Source organism: Streptomyces sp. NBC_01275 (assembly GCF_026340655.1).
Classification (GTDB): Bacteria; Actinomycetota; Actinomycetes; order Streptomycetales; family Streptomycetaceae; genus Streptomyces.
This window is the reverse complement of sequence record NZ_JAPEOZ010000001.1, coordinates 7,169,701-7,188,321: the sequence shown is the minus strand read 5'-3', so window position 1 is coordinate 7,188,321 and position 18,621 is coordinate 7,169,701. Positions and strand designations below refer to the sequence as shown.

General features: G+C 71.3%; 12 protein-coding genes. 3 read left to right on the top strand and 9 right to left on the bottom strand.

Annotated elements, in window-relative coordinates; genetic code table 11:
* Window positions 1-92: 92 nt before the first annotated feature.
* From OG562_RS31910 to OG562_RS31885, 6 genes are all read right to left on the bottom strand, one after another.
* Entirely contained in the window at window positions 93-1,631 is a 1,539-nt protein-coding gene (locus OG562_RS31910; protein WP_266404120.1) for an RNA polymerase sigma factor, read from the bottom strand.
* Window positions 1,632-2,057: 426 nt separating this feature from the next.
* Window positions 2,058-2,945, bottom strand: a complete 888-nt coding sequence (locus OG562_RS31905) for a FadR/GntR family transcriptional regulator (RefSeq protein WP_266404117.1) — start codon at window positions 2,943-2,945, stop codon at window positions 2,058-2,060.
* A gap of 162 nt (window positions 2,946-3,107) precedes the next feature.
* Window positions 3,108-5,438: an ATP-binding cassette domain-containing protein gene (locus tag OG562_RS31900; RefSeq protein ID WP_266404114.1), complete on the bottom strand. Its 2,331-nt coding sequence runs from the start codon at window positions 5,436-5,438 to the stop codon at window positions 3,108-3,110.
* A 218-nt stretch (window positions 5,439-5,656) separates the two neighbouring features.
* On the bottom strand, window positions 5,657-6,415 hold the full coding sequence (locus OG562_RS31895) for an NUDIX hydrolase (protein WP_266404111.1): 759 nt from the start codon (window positions 6,413-6,415) through the stop codon (window positions 5,657-5,659).
* Window positions 6,416-6,544: 129 nt separating this feature from the next.
* Window positions 6,545-8,464 carry a glycogen debranching N-terminal domain-containing protein gene (locus OG562_RS31890; RefSeq protein ID WP_266409633.1) on the bottom strand — a complete coding sequence of 640 codons (1,920 nt, stop codon included), beginning with the start codon at window positions 8,462-8,464 and terminating at the stop codon, window positions 6,545-6,547.
* Window positions 8,465-9,185: 721 nt separating this feature from the next.
* The gene (locus tag OG562_RS31885) at window positions 9,186-10,811 is read right to left on the bottom strand and encodes a DUF4192 domain-containing protein (protein WP_266404110.1); all 1,626 of its coding nucleotides are present in this window, start codon (window positions 10,809-10,811) and stop codon (window positions 9,186-9,188) included.
* Window positions 10,812-10,997: 186 nt separating this feature from the next.
* Between OG562_RS31885 and OG562_RS31880 the strand changes: the two genes are divergently transcribed.
* Both OG562_RS31880 and OG562_RS31875 read left to right on the top strand, forming a co-directional pair.
* Entirely contained in the window at window positions 10,998-13,163 is a 2,166-nt protein-coding gene (locus OG562_RS31880) for a RecQ family ATP-dependent DNA helicase (protein WP_266404109.1), read from the top strand.
* A 343-nt stretch (window positions 13,164-13,506) separates the two neighbouring features.
* A complete protein-coding gene (locus OG562_RS31875) occupies window positions 13,507-14,127 on the top strand; it encodes a hypothetical protein (RefSeq protein ID WP_266404106.1) in 621 nt (206 codons plus the stop codon).
* A gap of 549 nt (window positions 14,128-14,676) precedes the next feature.
* Here OG562_RS31875 and OG562_RS31870 read toward each other — a convergent pair.
* The 3 genes from OG562_RS31870 to OG562_RS31860 form a co-directional block, all read right to left on the bottom strand.
* On the bottom strand, window positions 14,677-15,315 hold the full coding sequence (locus tag OG562_RS31870; RefSeq protein ID WP_266404104.1) for a hypothetical protein: 639 nt from the start codon (window positions 15,313-15,315) through the stop codon (window positions 14,677-14,679).
* Window positions 15,316-15,383: 68 nt separating this feature from the next.
* Window positions 15,384-16,085 carry a ribonuclease HII gene (locus OG562_RS31865; RefSeq protein ID WP_266404102.1) on the bottom strand — a complete coding sequence of 234 codons (702 nt, stop codon included), beginning with the start codon at window positions 16,083-16,085 and terminating at the stop codon, window positions 15,384-15,386.
* A 93-nt stretch (window positions 16,086-16,178) separates the two neighbouring features.
* Entirely contained in the window at window positions 16,179-16,802 is a 624-nt protein-coding gene (locus OG562_RS31860) for a TetR/AcrR family transcriptional regulator (RefSeq protein ID WP_266404101.1), read from the bottom strand.
* Window positions 16,803-17,008: 206 nt separating this feature from the next.
* Between OG562_RS31860 and OG562_RS31855 the strand changes: the two genes are divergently transcribed.
* Window positions 17,009-18,538 (top strand): MFS transporter, encoded by a 1,530-nt coding sequence (locus OG562_RS31855; RefSeq protein ID WP_266404099.1) that lies wholly within the window; start codon window positions 17,009-17,011, stop codon window positions 18,536-18,538.
* Window positions 18,539-18,621 lie beyond the last annotated feature (83 nt).

Genomic DNA, 18,621 nt, shown 5'->3' with positions numbered 1-18,621 from the left:
GCACCCGCGCACCTCAGCCGGAAGGCCCGGTTCCCTGATCGGGAACCGGGCCTTCCGCGTCGTAGCGCCACGACGTGTCGCGCGAGAGCGACCTAGTCGAGGTAGTCGCGCAGGACCTGCGAACGCGACGGGTGGCGCAGCTTCGACATGGTCTTGGACTCGATCTGGCGGATGCGCTCGCGCGTGACGCCGTACACCTTGCCGATCTCGTCGAGGGTCTTCGGCTGACCGTCGGTGAGACCGAACCGCATGGAGACGACGCCGGCCTCGCGCTCCGACAGCGTGTCGAGGACCGAGTGCAGCTGCTCCTGCAGCAGCGTGAAGCTGACCGCGTCCGCGGGGACGACGGCCTCGGAGTCCTCGATGAGGTCACCGAACTCGCTGTCGCCGTCCTCGCCCAGCGGCGTGTGCAGGGAGATGGGCTCGCGGCCGTACTTCTGGACCTCGATGACCTTCTCGGGGGTCATGTCGAGTTCCTTGGCCAGCTCCTCCGGGGTGGGCTCGCGGCCCAGGTCCTGGAGCATCTGGCGCTGCACGCGCGCGAGCTTGTTGATGACCTCGACCATGTGCACCGGGATACGGATGGTGCGGGCCTGGTCGGCCATCGCGCGGGTGATCGCCTGACGGATCCACCAGGTGGCGTACGTGGAGAACTTGTAGCCCTTGGTGTAGTCGAACTTCTCGACCGCACGGATCAGACCGAGGTTGCCCTCTTGGATGAGGTCCAGGAAGAGCATGCCGCGGCCGGTGTAACGCTTGGCCAGGGAGACCACCAGACGGAGGTTCGCCTCCAGGAGGTGGTTCTTGGCGCGGCGACCGTCCTCGGCGATGATCTCCAGCTCGCGCTTGAGCTTCGGCGCGAGCTTGTCGGCGTTGGCCAGCTTGTCCTCGGCGAACAGGCCCGCCTCGATGCGCTTGGCGAGCTCGACCTCCTGCTCGGCGTTGAGCAGCGGGACCTTGCCGATCTGCTTGAGGTAGTCCTTGACGGGGTCGGCGGTGGCGCCGGCCACGGCGACCTGCTGCGCCGGCGCGTCGTCCTCGTCGTCGTCGGAGAGGACGAAGCCCTTGTTCTCGGCCCCTTCCTCCTCCTCTTCACCAGGCTTGGGAGCGTCCTCGAGGACCTCTTCCTCGACCAGCTCGGCGTCGTCGCCCTTGGCGGTGGTCTTCTTGGCCACCGTCTTCTTGGCGACGGTCTTCTTCGCGACCGTCTTCTTGGCGGTCGTCTTCTTGGCAGCCGCCTTCTTGGCGGGGGCGGCTTCCTCTGCGGGATCGTCGACAGCGGGCGCGACCGGGGCGGCCGTGGTGGCGGTGGCCTTCCTGGTGGTCACCGTCTTCGCCGCGACCGTCTTGGTGGCGGTGCGCTTGGCCGGACTCTTCGCTGCGACGCTCTTTCGGGTGCGCTTGGGCTCCGCGGCACTGACCATCAGCGTCACACCCTCTTCCTCGAGGATCTGGTTGAGGCTGCGCAGTACGTTCTTCCACTGAGTGGCCGGAATCTGGTCAGCTTCGAAGGCCCGACGCACATCGTCGCCGGCGATCTGCCCCTCAGCCTTTCCCCGCTCAATGAGCGCCATGACAGAGACGGACTCGGCGATCTCCGGCGGGAGCGTACGGGATGTGCTGGCCGACACGAACAACCTCTCGGAACGTTGGAAAACGGCTTCCGGCCCCGTCCACAGTGGACAGGAGCCGACCACCGGCCTGGGGGTGGGCCGACGGCGCGGGCGGGGGCCGGGAAGATGCACAGCGCCTTGAACGGCGTCCGTATTCCCTCCGCGGCTGTCACCTCTTAGGTCATCGCGTTGTTCCCACAAGCGTTACGCCCAATCTTCGTGGCCCGAGTCACACCCCGTAACCGCTCAAAAGCGGTCAGAGAAGGGCAGAAGAGGTCACCCCTGGCGTCCGGCGGGCTGCCACGACCGAACCGACCCCGTTGCGCGGTCGGACCCCGCAGGTCCCGTGACGGGCTCTGCGGGGTCCGACGGGAGGGCGGGGAAGCGACCGAGGACGACACAGGAGGGGGGGCGTCCCCGGGCCGTACCACCCACGGTGTGCGGTCAGTGTTCGCGCGGCGCCGGTACGACGCGCTCCACCTCGGGATGAACGGTGAGCAGCTGACGCATGGCCGTCTCGGCCCCGCTGCCGTCGCCCGCCGCCAGGGCGTCGACGATCCTGCCGTGATGCCCCAGCGATGCCTCGTTCGGCCGGTCACAGCCCGTGACCGGGCCGCCGGAGACCTGGAGGGCGGCCGACACGATCCCGGAGAGGTGCTCCAGCATGCGGTTGCCTGCGACCTGGATGAGCAGGTTGTGGAACTCGGCGTCGGCCCGGGAGTAGGTGAGCGCGTCGCCCTGCCCCATGGCATGCCCCATGATCTCGACCATGTCGGCCAGTCGCTGCTGGACGTCCTCGCGCCCGTGTCCGGCGGCGAGGCGGGCGGCGAGCGGCTCGATCGTCCAGCGCAGCTCGCTCAGCTCGCGCCGCTGGTCGTCGCGCTGCGGACCGTAGGCGCGCCACTCGATGATGTCCGGGTCGAGGAGGTTCCAGTCGCTGACGGGACGCACGCGCGTGCCGACGTTCGGCCGGGCGCTGACCAGGCCCTTGGCCTCCAGGACGCGAAGCGACTCACGGACGACGGTGCGGGAGACCTCGAAGCGCTGGCCGATCTCCTCGGGCACGAGCGGACGGTCGGCGCCCAGGTCACCCGAGACGATCATCTGGCCCAGTTGCTGAACGAGTTGGCCGTGCAGTCCGCGGCCGCGGCTGCCCGCACTGCGCCGGCCCACGCGGCCCAGCTCGGGCTCCGCGCTCTCCCAGACGGAAGCTCCGATGCGGTCGACGGCAGGGGTCTCGGCGTAGGGGTAGCGGTCGAGTTCGCCCGGGCCGGCCAGACCGGAGTCGGTGGAGCGGGCGGCGGTCATCATGGTGTGCGCAAGGGTACTCACGGATCCTTTGTCGGCTCTGTCTCCAACTCCCTTGAGGTCTTTGGTGAAAAGCACACGAAAGGGTGATCGCTCACCCCGTCGCAATTGACGCCTTATCGGAAAGAAATGGGCTTTCTCCGGGGAGTTGTGCACACGCCAGGATCGGATGGGCTCGGACGGTCGTCATCGCACCCTGCTCCGCAGGGTCGTGAGCAGATACGCACACAGCAAAGTGGCCAGCGACAACGTCAGTGCTCCGCCGACGGGTTGGGCGATCACCCCTGCCACGGCGGACAGATAGCGCTCTCCCCCGAAGGGCCACTGCACCAGAAGCGTCTCGCGCAGCCGCATCGAGAACCCGGCCGCCGTCCGCACGGACGCGCCCTCCACGGACTTCTGCACGACCGGGACGACGGCGACCGGTACGGCGACCACCGCGGCGAGTCCTGCCGTGGCGGACCGGAAGACTCCGGCGGCCAGGACGCCGGCCCAGGCGCAGCCGATCACGAGGCCGAGCCAACTCGCGCTCAGCGGAAGCCAGTCCGCGGGAACTTGCGCGAGCTCCCGTCCGTACACGAGATAGAGCATTTCGGCGTTGCAGCCCACGGTGAGGAAGGCCAGCATCAGCGCGGTGAGCGCGGCGACGAGGAGCTTGGCGGTGAGCACACCCAGTCTCCTGGGCACGGTGCCGCGGTCCGCGGCCAGGGCGGGATGGCGGAACTCGTCTCCGAAGGCGAGCGCGCCGAGCAGCCCCGCACCGAGCGCCGCCGGCGGCAGCGGCAGCTCCACGGGCCACGCGGCCAGCAGCCGCGCCTGCGGAGTGTGCCCCATGCGGGCCAGGAGCACGGCGGTGAGGGCCGAGACGAGCAGCACGACGGCGCCGGTGACGAAGCTGGTGCTGATCCCGGTGGCGCGCCGGAGTTCGTAGCGAAGGGGGCGAAGGGGACTGGGAGCCGAGCGTACGGCGATGGGGGGCGGGAGAGTGGAAAGGGCGTCGAGGGCGCGGGGCGTCGGCGGGCGGAGTGCGGGCGAGGTCGAGAAGGTGACAGGTGACGTCGGGGAGGCTGAGACGGGGTGATGGACGGCTGGGGCGGCGGCAGTGGTAGTGCCGGCTTCGTCGGGCTGGTGGAGCTCGTTCGCTGACGCGTCCGCGGGGGTGGCTGCCTCGGGCGTGGGTCGCGGTTCATCGTCGGCGGGGGCGAGGGGCGGCGCACCCGGGGCGTCCGTCTCCGTCGGACTGTCGGCGGTATCGGGTTCGGGCCGGGACTCGTCCTGGCCCTCGGACTCGTCCTCACCCTCGACTTCGTCGTCCCCCTCGGACACGCCCTCGCCCTCCATCTCGACCTCACCCTCGGAGGCCGGTGTGCCGTCGGAAGGGGACGGGTCGGTCGGCCGGTCAGGCTCGGGGGAAGGCAGCGGTTCGCCGTCGGATGTGAGTGCGGTGCGAGCGGCGGTGTCCTCCCGCGCGCCGCTCGGTGCCCGTGAACCGTCGGCGTCTTCCACGTCCTCGGCGCTCGGCGCAGGGGGGTCGACCTGAGTCTGTTCAGCGGTCTGTTCACCGATCTGTTCACCGCTCGGAGGGACCGGGCCGCTCTCGACGGACGTCCGTGCCAGGTCCTCAGGTCCTGTTCCCGGCCCCGATCCCATGTCTCCCGTCTCGTCGGCGAGTTGGTGGACGAGGATGCCGTGCCGGAACGCGGTCTCGCCGACGTGCGCGCAGGTACTGCCGTACACGGAGAGCCGGTTGCCGTCCTCCTGCACGACCTCGACGGAGCGGTGGGCGGTACGGGCCTCCTTGGCGAGGAGGGCGGCCAGGCGGGCGGCGTGGGGGCTGCGGACGGCCACCCGGGGACGCAGCCGGGTGCGAGCGAAGTCAGCGACCTCCTGATCGGCCGCGAGCTTGCCCTGCTCCAGGGTGACGACCCGGTCCGCGGTACGGGCGGCCTCCTTGGGATCGGCCGTGGTCATGAGGACCGTGCCGCCCTGGGCCGCATGCGCGCGCAGCATTCCGTGCAGCCAACGGTCTTCGCGGCCGGAGAGACCGCGGACCGGCTCGTCGAGCACGAGGGTGTGCGGGTCGCCGAGGAGGGTGCAGGCCAGGCCGAGCCGTCGGTCCATGCCGCGGGAGAGGGTGCCGAGACGTTCGTCGCGCAGGCTGACCAGCCCGACGACCTCGAGCACTTCGTCGGCCCGCCGGGCGGGAACGCCGGCGGCCGCGCACAGCATGCGCAGATGGCCCCGGACGGTGCGGGACGGGTGCCCCGGTACGTCGCCCAGCAGGACGCCCACCTCGCGCGAGGGGTGGGCGATGCGGTGCAGGGGGCGGCCTCTGAAGTAGGTGAGGCCACGACCCTGTTGGAGTTCGAGCATGAGTCTCAGCACCGTGGTCTTACCCGCGCCCGGCGCTCCGAGCAGCACGGTGACGCGCCCCGCGCGCGCTTCGAAGGAGACGTCGTCGACGGCGGGCGGAAGCGCCTTGCGGGGGTTGCTGGTCAGTCCGAAGGCCTGGATCACCCGTAGCAAGATAGCGCCCTATATCCGATTTTTCCGGTCACCGCACGGTCGACTGCGCAGGCTTGATCAAGACGCCCGGTCCTGTTCACCCTGCCGACGGCCATGACGCCGACCGCCCCAGCCGCCAACGGATTCACCGAGCCGCGGGCGAACGAGGCCGGCCGGCCCGATCTCGGCGGCCGCGACAGGCCGTCCTCACCGACGCGTCACCGGCGTCGTCAGACCTCGGGCCGCAGCATCGGCGGGTTGAGCAGGGTCGCGCCGCCGGCCCGGAAGAGCTGGGCGGGGCGGCCGCCCTGGCGTGTGGTGGTGCCGCCGGTGGGGACCAGGAATCCGGGCGTGCCCGTCACCTTGCGGTGGAAGTTGCGGGGGTCGAGCGCCACACCCCACACCGCTTCATAGACGCGGCGCAGCTCCCCCACGGTGAACTCGGTGGGGCAGAACGCGGTGGCCAGCGACGAGTACTCGATCTTCGAACGGGCGCGTTCCACCCCGTCGGAGAGGATCTGGGCATGGTCGAAGGCGAGAGGTGCCAGGGGTTCGCCGTCACGGCCGTATCCACCTTGCTGCAGCAGCTCCTCGACGGGGGCCCAGCGCGCGTTGCTGGCGTCGCCGCCGGCGCGCGGAGCGGGGAGGTCCGGGGCGAGCGCCAGGTGCGCGACGCTGACGACGCGCATCCGGGGGTCGCGCTTCGGGTCGCCGTACGTGGCGAGCTGTTCCAGATGGGCGCCGTTGTCCTGAGCCGGAGTGGAGGGGTCGTGGGCGCGCAGTCCGGTCTCCTCGGCCAGTTCGCGCGCCGCGGCCTGGGAGAGGTCCTCGTCGTCCCGTACGAAGCCGCCCGGCAGCGCCCACCGTCCCTGGAACGGCGACTCGCCCCTGCGCACCGCCAGCGCGCACAGGGCATGGCGGCGCACGGTCAGCACGACCAGGTCCACGGTGACGGCGAAGGGCGGAAAGGCTGACGGGTCGTAGGGCATGCGGCGATCATAGTCGTCTTCCTGACGATAAACACTCCCTTCTCCGGCCGCTTCGCCGGCTGGTCCGCTCCGGTCGGGCACGGCTGTCACAGCCGTCCCGGCTCCCCTCCTGTGCCACGTCCTACGAGGTCACACTCCCAATTGCAGCCCGTCGACACCTTCCTCGACCATGGCGAGTCCGAGCCGACTGACCCGTACGGAGAAGGGGGCGCCCGCGACCCGTAATCCGGTCAGACCGATCTCGCCAAGGGGTGCGCTGTGCAGGGGGCGCAGGGTGACCGTCCCGGCCGGGGCGTCGGGCCGGATGCCGGCCAGGGTGGTCAGCAGCAGGACTCCGGCGGCCGCCGCGGTGGCGGCGGGGCGGCAGGCGGCCGGGTGGGGAAGAGGGGCGCTCCCGTCGGTGCGCCGCTCCCCCGCGTACATCTCCGGGAGGCGATGGCCGAAGGCCTCGGATGCCGCCAGGACGCCTCGCAGCAGCGCACCGGACTCCTTCTCGTATCCTGCGGCGGCCAGACCCGCGACGGCGATCGCCGTCTCATGGACCCGTACGGCGCCGCTGCGATGGCCGAAGGGGTTGTAGCCCGCTTCCTTTGCGCCCAGGCCCCGCAGTCCCCAGCCCGAGTCCATGACGGGGCTCCCGAGCAGCCGGGCCAGTTGTTCGGTCTGCACCTTGTCGAGCAGCCCGGGGGCCTGCCGGCCGCCGCCCAGCAGACCGGTGTCGAGGAGGTGGACCGTGGTCGCGCAGAGGAGGGGCACCGGCCGCCCGTCCGGGGTACGAGCGGCCGCGGGCCGGCCGCCGCCGGGGTCGTCGATCCAGAAGTCTTGCCGGAACGCGGCCCGCAGTGTCTGCGCCCACTGCCTCAGCGCTCCGCCGCCCGGTCTGCCGCAGGAGTCGAGCAGATCGGCTCCGAGCAGCGCCGCCCGGTGGGCATGCGCCTGTGTCTCGCAGCGGACGGGCCCGCTGGGCTGGGGGTCGGACAGATAGGGCCCCTCTCCGGCGGCGGTCCGCAGCCAGGTCAGGCAGCGCTCGGCCGCCGGCAGCAGTTCCTCCGTCTCCTGGTCGGGCAGCCCCCATCGACGGGCCTCCGCGAGGAGTGCCGGGAAGAGCAGCGTGGCCTCCGTCCCGGTGCACCCCGGCGGCAGGTGTGCCCCCGCGTCCCGACGCGGGCCGGGGATCACGCCGACGCGCGGGCCCTGGCCGGTGATCTGGGTCCGGGCGAGGGTGCGCAGCGTGCCCGCGGCGAGCCGGGTGCCTAGGGGCAGCGTCATTCGGGCCGCGGCGAGCGCCTCGGCCGGGGCCAGCCCGCAACGCCACGGCACCCCCGCCGCGAGGTACGTGTCCACGGGGTGTGCGGGGTCGCGCACCAGCAGGGCCTGCAGGTCCTCGACGCTGGTGGCCAGCAGCCCCTGGACACGCGGATCGTCGCCCGTGGCGCGTGCGGGAGCCAAGGGGCTGGTCGCCGCGCGGCCCACGGCACGAACGGGGCCGGCACCCTCCAGCCGAACCGTCAGGTGCACGGACACGCTCCCTCCAGGAGGCACGTCCACCTCCCAGCGCAACAGCCCGGCGGAGGCGAGCGCGTCCGCGGGTGGCGGATCGGCGGTGACGTACGACGTCCCGGTCGCGCAGGACCAGCGCAGGCCGGAGTCATGGACGCTGGCGGGCAGTTCGGGGCCCTGGGCACCGGACGCGATCGCCCCGAGGTCGGCCAGGTCCGTGCCGAGAGCCACCTCGACCGGGAGGCGCAACGGCCGGGCGGCGGCGCTGTGCAGGGTGATCCGCTCGGTGCCGTCCGCGCAGCGGGTCCGCTCGACGACGACGTCCGGATCCGGGCCGCCGTGGGGCGTGACGCGCAGAGCCCCGATGAAACGGGCCCGGTCGGACGACGTCATCCGGGCCTGGACCACCAGGGGTTCACGTCCGGCGACCCGGACTTGGCAACGGGCCAGGATGCGCCGACCCGCACGGTAGAACCCCTCCAGTCCCCGGCCGGTCAGCTGCCCTTGCTCCGTGGAGATGGCGAGGCCCGGCAGAGCGACGCAGATCATCGCCGTGTGGGTGGGCGGCAGGTCGGCAGAGCGGCGCGGCGCGGTGGGTGCGGTCGACACGGTCGACGATCCGGCGCTTCTGGGGGTGGGAGGAGACAGGCGGCGCGCTGTTCCGGTGGACGGGAAGGAGGACGCGCCACGCATGCCGGGGCCCTGGCCCTGGCCCTGTTCTTGGACCTGGCCCTGGACCTGGCCCTGACGCGGGGACGGACCAGGACCGCCCGCCGGTCCGACAGGGGGAGCAGAGCGTCGGCTGTTTCCGGGAAACCTGGTCCCCTGCGACCCCGACCCGTCCCCCGGCGGCTGGTCAGCGCCTGCTGCGGGGGGCGGTGCCGACGTGCTGCGGCCAGGGTGTTCGTCGGCGGTGGAGGGCTGAGTCTGCTGATGCATGCGGTGACTTCTTCTGCTCTCTGTGCGCCTCGGACAGGGACGGTGCCGGCGGAGGGCTCCGGCAGGGCAGGTGCGCTGCGGCGGCACGCCAAGTGCAGGCGTTCCGCCACTCAGGTGAACGGGACGGGACTCACCCAGGTCACGCCTGTGATCCAAGGGCCCCACCGAATGGCGGTGGGGCGAGGCAGGCGGGCGGTGGCTCTGGGCAGGGCGGGACGGTCCGTTCTCCCCGCTGCATCCGCTGCGATCCTCGAAGGCTCCCTGGCCGGGGGAGTCGAAGGCTGCCCGCCTGGGCCTGGGGGCGCTGTCCTCGTCGCGCCGGTGGGGGCGCTCACCCCTGCCCGCCGAGGTCGTCGCCATCGGACCGCACACCCTCCGTGCAGGTGTCACGGCGTCGTGCGGAGCCCTTCCCCTCGGTGCGCGGGCGTGATCCGCCCCGGCTGGTGGCATCAGGCCGCGTGGTGCGTGTCGTCGGTGCATGAGGACGGGCACGACGACGTGCGCGGCCGACAGCCGGGACGAGGGGCGCTGCCGCAGGTTCTGACACATCGTTCACTTCATCCGAGCGGTCCGAGTAGTCCGAGCGGTCCGAGCGGTCCGAGCGGTCCGAGCGGTCCGAGCGGTCCGAGCGGTCCGAGCGGTCCAGTCCGCTCACCTGGTCGGGAGAGTCGGCGCACATCGCTTCGAGGTCCTCCTGTCCCGCCCTTCCCCCACGCTCGGAGCGCAGGCACCGTCGTACCGACTCGGGATCGAGGCCCTCGTTGCAGGCCTGGTGCAGGAGGCGGGCGAAGAGATAGTCGGGGTCCGCGCCCAGGGCCATGGCAAGGGCCTCCCTGGCTTCGAGTTCGTCGCCGCTGGACCAGGCGACCCAGCCGGCGAGGGTGAGAGGCGCCGCCGCGTGCTCGCCGTAGGGGCCGACGCAGCGGCGTGCCAGGGCCCGCCACAGGCGCAGTGCGGGAGCGGCCTCGTCGCCCTCCATCCACTCCGCGGCGCGATCGCGCGTCACACGGTCCTGAAGGCCGAGGATCAGCGCCGCGGCTTCGTCGATACCGAGCAGTTCGTCGTCTCGGCGGTCCGCGATGAGGGCACCGGACACGAGGGGCGCCTCGGCGAAGCGCCGCATGACCCGTGCGGCGAGCTCGACCGTCTCATCGGCCACCGCGCGGCGACTCGTCTCGTCGAGGATCCTCGGAACCAGGGCCATGCCGGCGGCGTCCAGGGAGGCCTCTTGGTCCAGCGCGGCGCCGGTCTCCAGGGGCAGCAGCCGGGCGCGCAGCTCGCGCAGGGTGCCGCGGACCTGGATTCCGGCGTAGGTCGCGGCCGCGGCCAGTACGGAGGTGCCGGGCAGGCCCATCGGGACTCCGTCCACCGGGCAGCAGCCCTCACGCCCGCAGCAGTACGACCAGAAGCGGCCGTCGGCGATGCACAGAGCCTCGATCACCGGGACGTCGAGCTGACCGCAGGCGAGACGCAGGTGCTGGGCCAGCGGCTTGAGTCGTTCCATGACCTGACGCCCCGTCTCACCCTTCACCGGCTCCTGGCAGAGGTAGGCGACCATCTGCGCGGGGCGGGTGCCTCGGCGTTCGCTTCCCTTCACGAGGCCCTGCGCGAGCTGCTGGGCGACGGCCGCCCAGTCGTCCGGGCTCGAGGGAATGCCGAGTCGAGCCCGGCCGCCGAACCGGCCCCGGCCGCCCCGGTCGTGCAGGGCGACCAGGACGATGCTGTCCTCCGGCCGGTACCCCAGCAGGTAGGGCAGGGCGTCGGCCAGCTCGCCCGGAGAACGGAGGGTGACCTGGTGGGCGGCGGGGACTCCGTCGTACGCGACGTCACCGTCGTACGGCGTGTGGCTGACGTACGCCGTGGACCCGTCGTCGTACGACGCTCCTTCGCCATGTCCGTGACGGCCGGTGATGTCGCCGTTTTCGGAGGATCCAGTGGTTTCGCTGTGATTCGTCATGCGCCGACGATCTCGCGGATTGCGAAGTTCCGCTTTACCCTGTGGATAACTCCGGTCAGGGACACGCCAGCGAGACGGCCCGCCGCAGGTCAAGCGGGCCGCGGGGGCACGCCACAGCGTTTCCCTGCTCCTGCCCCCGCCTCCACCATGACCGGATTGTCAGCGGCGTCCTGTTGTATGGGAGGCATGGAGCACACGAGCAACACGGATCTCCGGGTAGACGCCGACACCGTCCTAGCCCGCCTCGTCGGCGACGCCACCAGCGCGGCCCGGCTGCGGGAGGACCAGTGGCGGGCCATCGAGGCGCTGGTCGCCGACCGGCGCCGGGCCCTAGTGGTCCAGCGCACGGGGTGGGGCAAGTCCGCGGTCTATTTCGTGGCGACCTCGCTGCTCCGGGCCCGCGGCTCGGGCCCCACGGTGATCGTCTCCCCCCTGCTCGCCCTGATGCGCAACCAGGTCGAGGCCGCGGCCCGGGCCGGCATCCACGCACGGACGATCAACTCCTCGAACACCGAGGAGTGGGAGACCGTCCAGGCCGAGATCGCCGCGGGCGAGGTCGACGTCCTGCTGGTCAGCCCAGAGCGGCTCAACAACCCGGACTTCCGGGACCAGGTGCTGCCCGCCCTGGCCGCCGCGACCGGGCTGCTCGTGGTCGACGAAGCGCACTGCATCTCGGACTGGGGCCACGACTTCCGGCCTGACTACCGTCGGCTGCGGACCATGCTCAACGATCTCCCACCGGGCGTTCCGGTGCTCGCGACCACCGCGACCGCCAACGCGCGCGTGACCGCCGACGTCGCCGAACAGCTCGGCACCGGAGGCACCTCGGACGCCCTGGTGCTCCGCGGCCCACTGGACCGGGAGAGCCTGAGCCTGAACGTGCTGCGGCTGCCCGACGCAGCCCACCGGATGGCCTGGCTCGCCGACCACATCGACGCACTGCCCGGCTCCGGGATCATCTACACGCTCACCGTGGCGGCCGCCGAGGAGGTCACCGCGTTCCTCCGGCAGCGCGGGCACATCGTCGCCTCGTACACGGGCCGGACGGAGAACGCCGACCGGCAGCAGGCAGAAGAGGATCTGCTCGCCAACAAGGTCAAGGCCCTGGTCGCCACCTCCGCCCTCGGGATGGGCTTCGACAAGCCCGACCTGGGCTTCGTCGTGCACCTTGGCTCGCCCTCCTCCCCCATCGCCTACTACCAGCAGGTGGGCCGCGCCGGACGCGGCGTCGAGCACGCCGAGGTGCTCCTGCTGCCGGGGAAGGAGGACGAGGCGATCTGGGAGTACTTCGCGTCGCTGGCCTTCCCGTCGGAGGACCTGGTGCGCCGCACGCTGGACGTCCTCGCACGCGCGGAGCGGCCCATGTCCCTGCCCGCCCTCGAGCCTTTGGTCGAACTGCGCCGCTCCCGACTGGAGACGATGCTGAAGGTCCTCGACGTGGACGGGGCGGTCAAGCGGGTCAAGGGCGGCTGGCTCGCGACCGGTCTGCCATGGACGTACGAGACCGAGCGATACGACTGGGTCGCGCGCCAGCGCAGGGCCGAGCAGGAGGCGATGCGGCGCTACGCGTCGACGACGGACTGTCGGATGGAGTTCCTGCAGCGCCAACTCGACGACGACGGCGCCAAGCCCTGCGGGCGGTGCGACAACTGCGCGGGAGCCCGCTACACGGCCGACACGTCCACGGCCGCGCTGGACGCCGCACGCGTCGATCTGGGCCGCGCGGGCGTCGAGGTGGAAGCCCGACGGATGTGGCCGACCGGCCTCCCGGCGATCGGCATGGAGCTCAAGGGGCGCATTCCGGCCGGTGAACAGGCGGCGACCGGGCGGGCCTTGGGGCGTCTGTCGGACATCGGCTGGGGCAATCGGCTGCGGCCGATGTTCGCCGCCCAGGCCCCCGACGGACCCGTGCCGGACGATGTGGCGAGGGCCGTGGTGACCGTGCTCACCGACTGGGCGAAGGGGCCCGGCGGTTGGGCCTCGGGAGCGGTCGACGCCCAGCCGCGCCCGATCGGCGTGGTCACCGTCGCCTCACGCACGCGTCCCCGGCTGATCCACTCCCTGGGCGCGCGCATCGCGGAGGTGGGCCGCCTGCCGCTGCTGGGCACGGTGGAGTACGCCGATGACGCCCCGCCCGTCTCCCGGAGCAACAGCGCCCAACGGCTGAAAGCGCTCGACGGCCTGCTGGAGGTGCCGCCCGCGCTCGCCGCCGTGCTCGTCGAAGCCCGGGGGCCCGTCCTGCTCGTGGACGACTACACCGAGACCGGTTGGACTCTCGCGGTCGCGGCCCGGATGCTCCAGCGCGCCGGCGCACAGGGGGTGCTGCCCCTCGTCCTGGCTGTACAGGGCTGACCCGGCGCGCGGTGCCGTCTGAGGCTCCAACTCCCGAACACGGGGCCCGCCCTGGCTGCGGTCGCAGCCGCAGTGCCCTGCAACCCACACACCAAGGGCGCTCACAAGGCGTGCACGGCTGGCTCAGGCGTCGTTCCGCGAATCACTGGGTAGGGATATAAGACCTGTACGGCCACATAACGGTCGGTGGCCCCAATTGCTCGTTGCCGCATCCAAGTTCGACAGGAAGAATTGAGGTCCGCTCCCCGCACGGCCGGCCCGTACTCCGGTAGGGCTCTGCTGCGGCGTGCGCTCCCCCGAATCCGACCCGCCCGCAGTGTGGGCCGTAGCCGAAGGGAGGATCGTGACCTTCGGATTCGCTCCGTCCTCGGCGGCATCGTTGTCGACGTCCACGTCCACCGCGTCCGCCAACCGCTTGCTCGAGCCTGCGGAGTGGGCCGCGGCCGGCATCCCGCTGCTGCGCAACCCGCGGGAAGTCGTCAGTGGTCTGCACTCGCGGCACCGGCCCAGACCGGCCACCGCGATCGTGGCCGTACTCGACCCGGACGAACGGGTGTGCGCAAGCGCCTCGTTCACCCGCCGCCAGGCGCCGGCCGACGGCTGGATGTTCCGCAACGCGCTGCTCGCCCAGCTCCGCAGGGTCATCCCGCACGACCTGCGCCGCCGCACTCCGGTGCGCACCGCCGTGCTGCTCTACTGCCGCGACGGCGACGCGCGCTGGACCGAGGAGGACGGGGCCTGGATGTGGGGCCTGCGTGATGCCTGCACGCTCCATGGACTGCGTTGCGGGGCGTACATCACGCTGACCCGGGACGGCTGGCAGGTTCTCGGCGAGGGACGCGGAGGGCGTCGCCCCAACATGGACTCCGCGCCGGAGCCGTTCGCCCTGTCCGAGGCGCCACCCCCGTTCCCACGGACCGGTGGCGCCGCCTCGGAGGTTCTGCGTCGCGCGGCCGCCCGCTGAAGGCGAACGGCCTGACGCGGACCCCGGCGGACCCAGCGGATCCCAGCAGGCGGCCCGGGGGCATCCGCGCTCGGGCGTGGGCCGATCGCGCCATGCGGCTGTACGGCGGGGAAGCCTTCGAGCCCTTCTGACGCAGGCCCTTGCTCGACACGGGGAAGCGCCCGCGATGACGCGTACGCGACGCCACGGCTCGGATCGGATCGGATCGGATCGGATCGGCACACCCCGCCACCGCAACGACGCGTGCGCCACCCCCGCAGACAAGGCAGACAAGACGGACTGCCGGCCAGCGTCACCACGGTCGCGTCTCCGTACCTCCGCGAAGGAAGACACGGAGAGGGACACGGGGCCTCGTCGGCACCGCGTCCGCGATCCGGGATCCTCGCGCGTCGCCCCTGCCCAGGGCGATGCCGGAGAGTCGGGCCTCGGGCACGCCGACGTGCGCGCGCCCAGACTCCCTTCATCTGCGCGCGCGAAAGCACACCGTGGAGGTGTCGCAACTGCGACGCCTCCGGGCGCCCCGAGGCCTCCCGGCCTACCGGAGCGGGCTCAGACGCCCGTGCCCAGCACCGCGTTGATCCGCTGCGGGTCTCCGCAGACGATCAGCAGGGCGCCGGCCCGAGCGAGGGCCAAGGGCAGGGCGGTCGCAGCAGTGGCGTCGGAACCGCCGTTGACGGCGACCACGACGACAGGGCGCACAGCCGCCCGGCCCACGTTGCCGGCATCGGCGTAGAAGACGTCGTCTCCCGCGTCGTGCTGCGCCCAGTAGGAGGTCTCGCCGAAGGACAGCTCGTGGGCGGCCCAGGCGTGTTGCTCGCCGGTGGTGATCACCAGCAGGTCGCCTGGGGCGCGCCCCGAGTCCAGCAGCAGGTCCACGGCCTCCTCGGCGGCGTCCAGCGCCCCCTCGGCCGAGGCCGGGATCAGCTGGACCTGAGGAGTCGCCGCGGCGGGCGTGGCAGGGACAGGGGCGGCCGGGGCCGAGGGCCCCGGCTTGGCGGCTACGTCACGCGGCGCGCGTTGCACCGGCGGCGTGGGCCGGAGAGGTCCGGGCCGACCGGGACGCGGCGGCGCCACGGGACGGGGGCCGGGTACGGGGCGAGGGGTCGGCGCGGTGCGGCCGCTGGCCGGAGTGGCGCGGGGACCCTGGGCACTCTCGTGAATCTGAGGCTCCTCGGGAATGAGAGGCATGAGCTGTTATTTATCAAACGTTGGTGCGGCTCGCGCCAGTGGGTGGCACATCAGTGCGAGCGGAATCGTCAGAAGTCGAAGCCGAGCTGGCCCTCGATCTCCGGAGCGTTTCCATCCGCCCAGCTGCGGGCCTTCTTCAAGTGCCGCCACTGGGGCAGCGCATCAAGATACGCCCACGACAACCGGTGGTACGGGGTGGGGCCCCGCTCCTCCAGTGCGGCCTTGTGCACGGGCGACGGATACCCGGCATTGGCCGCAAAACCGAAGTCTGCATGGTCGATACCCAGTTCGGCCATCATTTTGTCGCGCTGAACCTTGGCGATCACCGAGGCCGCCGCGACCGCCACGCACGACTGATCGCCCTTGATCACCGTACGGACCTTCCAGGGGGCGCCGAGATAGTCGTGCTTCCCGTCGAGGATCACCGCGTCGGGACGGACCGGCAGCGCTTCCAGTGCGCGTCCGGCCGCGAGTCTCAGCGCGGCCGTCATCCCCATGCCGTCGATCTCCTCCGGCGAAGCATGCCCCAAGGCGTACGACGTCACCCACTTGCGCAGTTCGTCGGCAAGCTCGGTGCGCCGCTTGACGGTGAGCAGCTTGGAGTCGGTGAGGCCTTGGGGCGGTCGACGCAGTCCGGTGACCGCCGCGCAGACGGTGACGGGTCCCGCCCACGCACCGCGGCCCACCTCGTCGACGCCGGCAATGACCTTCGCTCCGGTCGTGGCGCGGAGGGAGCGCTCGACGGTGTGAGTAGGTGGTTCGTACGGCATGGCGACCTTAGGGTACGCCGCCGGGATCCCCTCGCGACACCCCGGTTTCCCGCAGCCCCTCGCCGACCGACGGCGGGTGCGCCCAGACCCTGCTCAGGGGGCGTGGATCCGGAGCAGCGGCAGCATGAGCCGGTCCACCATCTCCTCGAGTTCGTGATCACTCCATTCGCTTGTGTACATCTTTGATCGGTACATCATCATGGCTGGAATGGCATCGAAGACGTAGCTGTTCGCCGCGTCCGGCCGCACCTCACCCCGCTCGATTCCGCGGTTGATGACCTCGTGCAGCAGCTCGACCGTCGGCTCCACCACCCCCTCCCTGATCAGCGCATGGAAGCGCTCAGCCCGAGCGGGATCGCATTCGTGAATTACCGAACGCAACGCGAAACCGGGACGGGAGAACATCGCTTCGCGGGCTTGGCGGCAGAGCGCCACCAGGTCCTCGCGCACGTCTCCCAGGTCGGGCGCCGCGTCCAGCCGGGGCAGCCCGGCACGCAAGGCGTCCGCGACGAGGTCCTCCTTGGACGGCCAGCGGCGATAGACCGCCGCCTTGCCGGTCTGAGCCCCGGAGGCGACACCCTCCATCGTGAGGCCGTTCCAGCCGACGGTGCCCAGCTGCTCGAGCGCGGCATCGAGAATCGCGCGTTCGAGCACGGCGCCGCGCCGGCGGGGAGAGGCCGTCCGAACGGGGGCGGCCGTCCAGCGCACAGTAACCATCTGAATGTCTCCAGCGAGCAGAAGGAGCGGGGATTTCGGGGAGGAGTGCGTTGCCACGCGGCAGCGACGAGGGGGACGCCGACAGGCGCTCGCCGCAAGTGAACGCTTGCGTTCACTAGTGGGGACTCACTACCGTTGACGCGCCAGTGAACGCGAGCGTTCACTAACGCACTTTTGGGGGACCCATAGTGACAACCTCTCAGTTGATGCAGAACCAGAAACCAGGTGCGGCCCGCCGGGAGGGACACCCGGGCATCGCACTCACCGTCATCGCGGCCTGCCAACTCATGGTGGTACTCGACGCGACGATTGTGAACATCGCACTCCCACACATTCAAGACGCGCTCAAGTTCAGCACCACCGACCTCACCTGGGTGGTCAGCGCCTACACGCTCACCTTCGGCGGTCTGCTGCTGCTCGGCGCCCGGGCCGGCGACATCCTCGGCCGACGCCGAGTCTTCATGACCGGCATCCTGCTCTTCACCTTCGCCTCGCTGCTCGGCGGACTGGCCCAGGAACCCTGGCAACTGCTGGCCGCGCGCGCTCTGCAGGGCATGGGAGGCGCCATCGCGTCGCCTACCTCTCTGGCGCTCATCACCACGACCTTCCCGGAGGGCCCCGAGCGGAACCGGGCCTTCGGCGTCTTCGCCGCTGTCTCGGCGGGCGGTGGCGCCATCGGTCTGCTCGCGGGCGGCATGCTCACCGAGTGGCTCGACTGGCGCTGGGTGCTGTTCGTCAACGTGCCCATCGGCCTGCTCATCGCCGCGCTCGCGCCGCTCTACATCAACGAGTCCGAGCGCCATCCCGGGCGGTTCGACATCGCGGGCGCGCTGACCTCGACACTGGGCATGGCATCCCTGGTCTACGCCTTCATCCGCGCGGCGGAGAGCGGCTGGCGGGACAGTCTGACACTCGGGGCCTTCGCAGCCGCTCTGGTCCTGCTGATCGGCTTCGTGTTCACGGAGATGCGGGCCAAGGAACCGATCACTCCGCTGAAGATGTTCGCCGACCGCAACCGCTCGGGAACGTACGTGATCATGCTGAGCCTCGCCGCGGCCATGTTCGGCATGTTCTTCTACGTCGTCCTCTTCGTGCAGAACGTGTTGGGCTACAGCCCTATCAAGGCCGGTCTCGCGTTCCTCCCCGTCACGGTGGCGATCGCGATCGGCGCGGGCCTGTCCCAGCGTTTCCTGCCGGTGCTGGGACCCAAGCCGTTCATGCTCACCGGCTCCGCGCTGGTGGTGGTCGGCCTCACCTGGCAGACGTTCATCAACCCCCACAGCTCCTACGTCGGCGGTGTACTCGGGCCGATGGTGGTGTTCGGCTTCGGCATGGGCCTGAACTTCGTGACGGTGACGGTCACCGCGGTTTCCGGTGTCGCCCCGCACGAGGCGGGGGCCGCGTCCGGCCTGCTCAACGCCACACAACAAGTGGGAGGTTCGCTCGGGCTGTCCATCCTGACGACCGTCTTCGGCTCGGCCAGCAAGAACGAGGCGGAGAAACAGCTGCCGAAGTTCCTCGCCGACGGAACCTCGGAGCAGAAAGCCGAGTTCGCCCGGACCCACCAACTGCCCGCCCCCTGGGGACACGACGTACTCGCCCACGGCATCTCGACGGCCTTCGTCCCGGCCGCCGCGATGGCTGCGCTCGCCCTGGTGACGGCCTGGTTCGTGATCCGGGTCCGCAAGAGCGACCTGGAGGCCCTGGCCGGCACGACGGGCCCCATGGCCGGTTGAGGGCAAGACCCCGCCGGGGCGTGCAGGGACAGCCTGCGGACGGCCGGGCCTCGTCCGGCGGAGGGAGGGCAAGGACGGCCGGA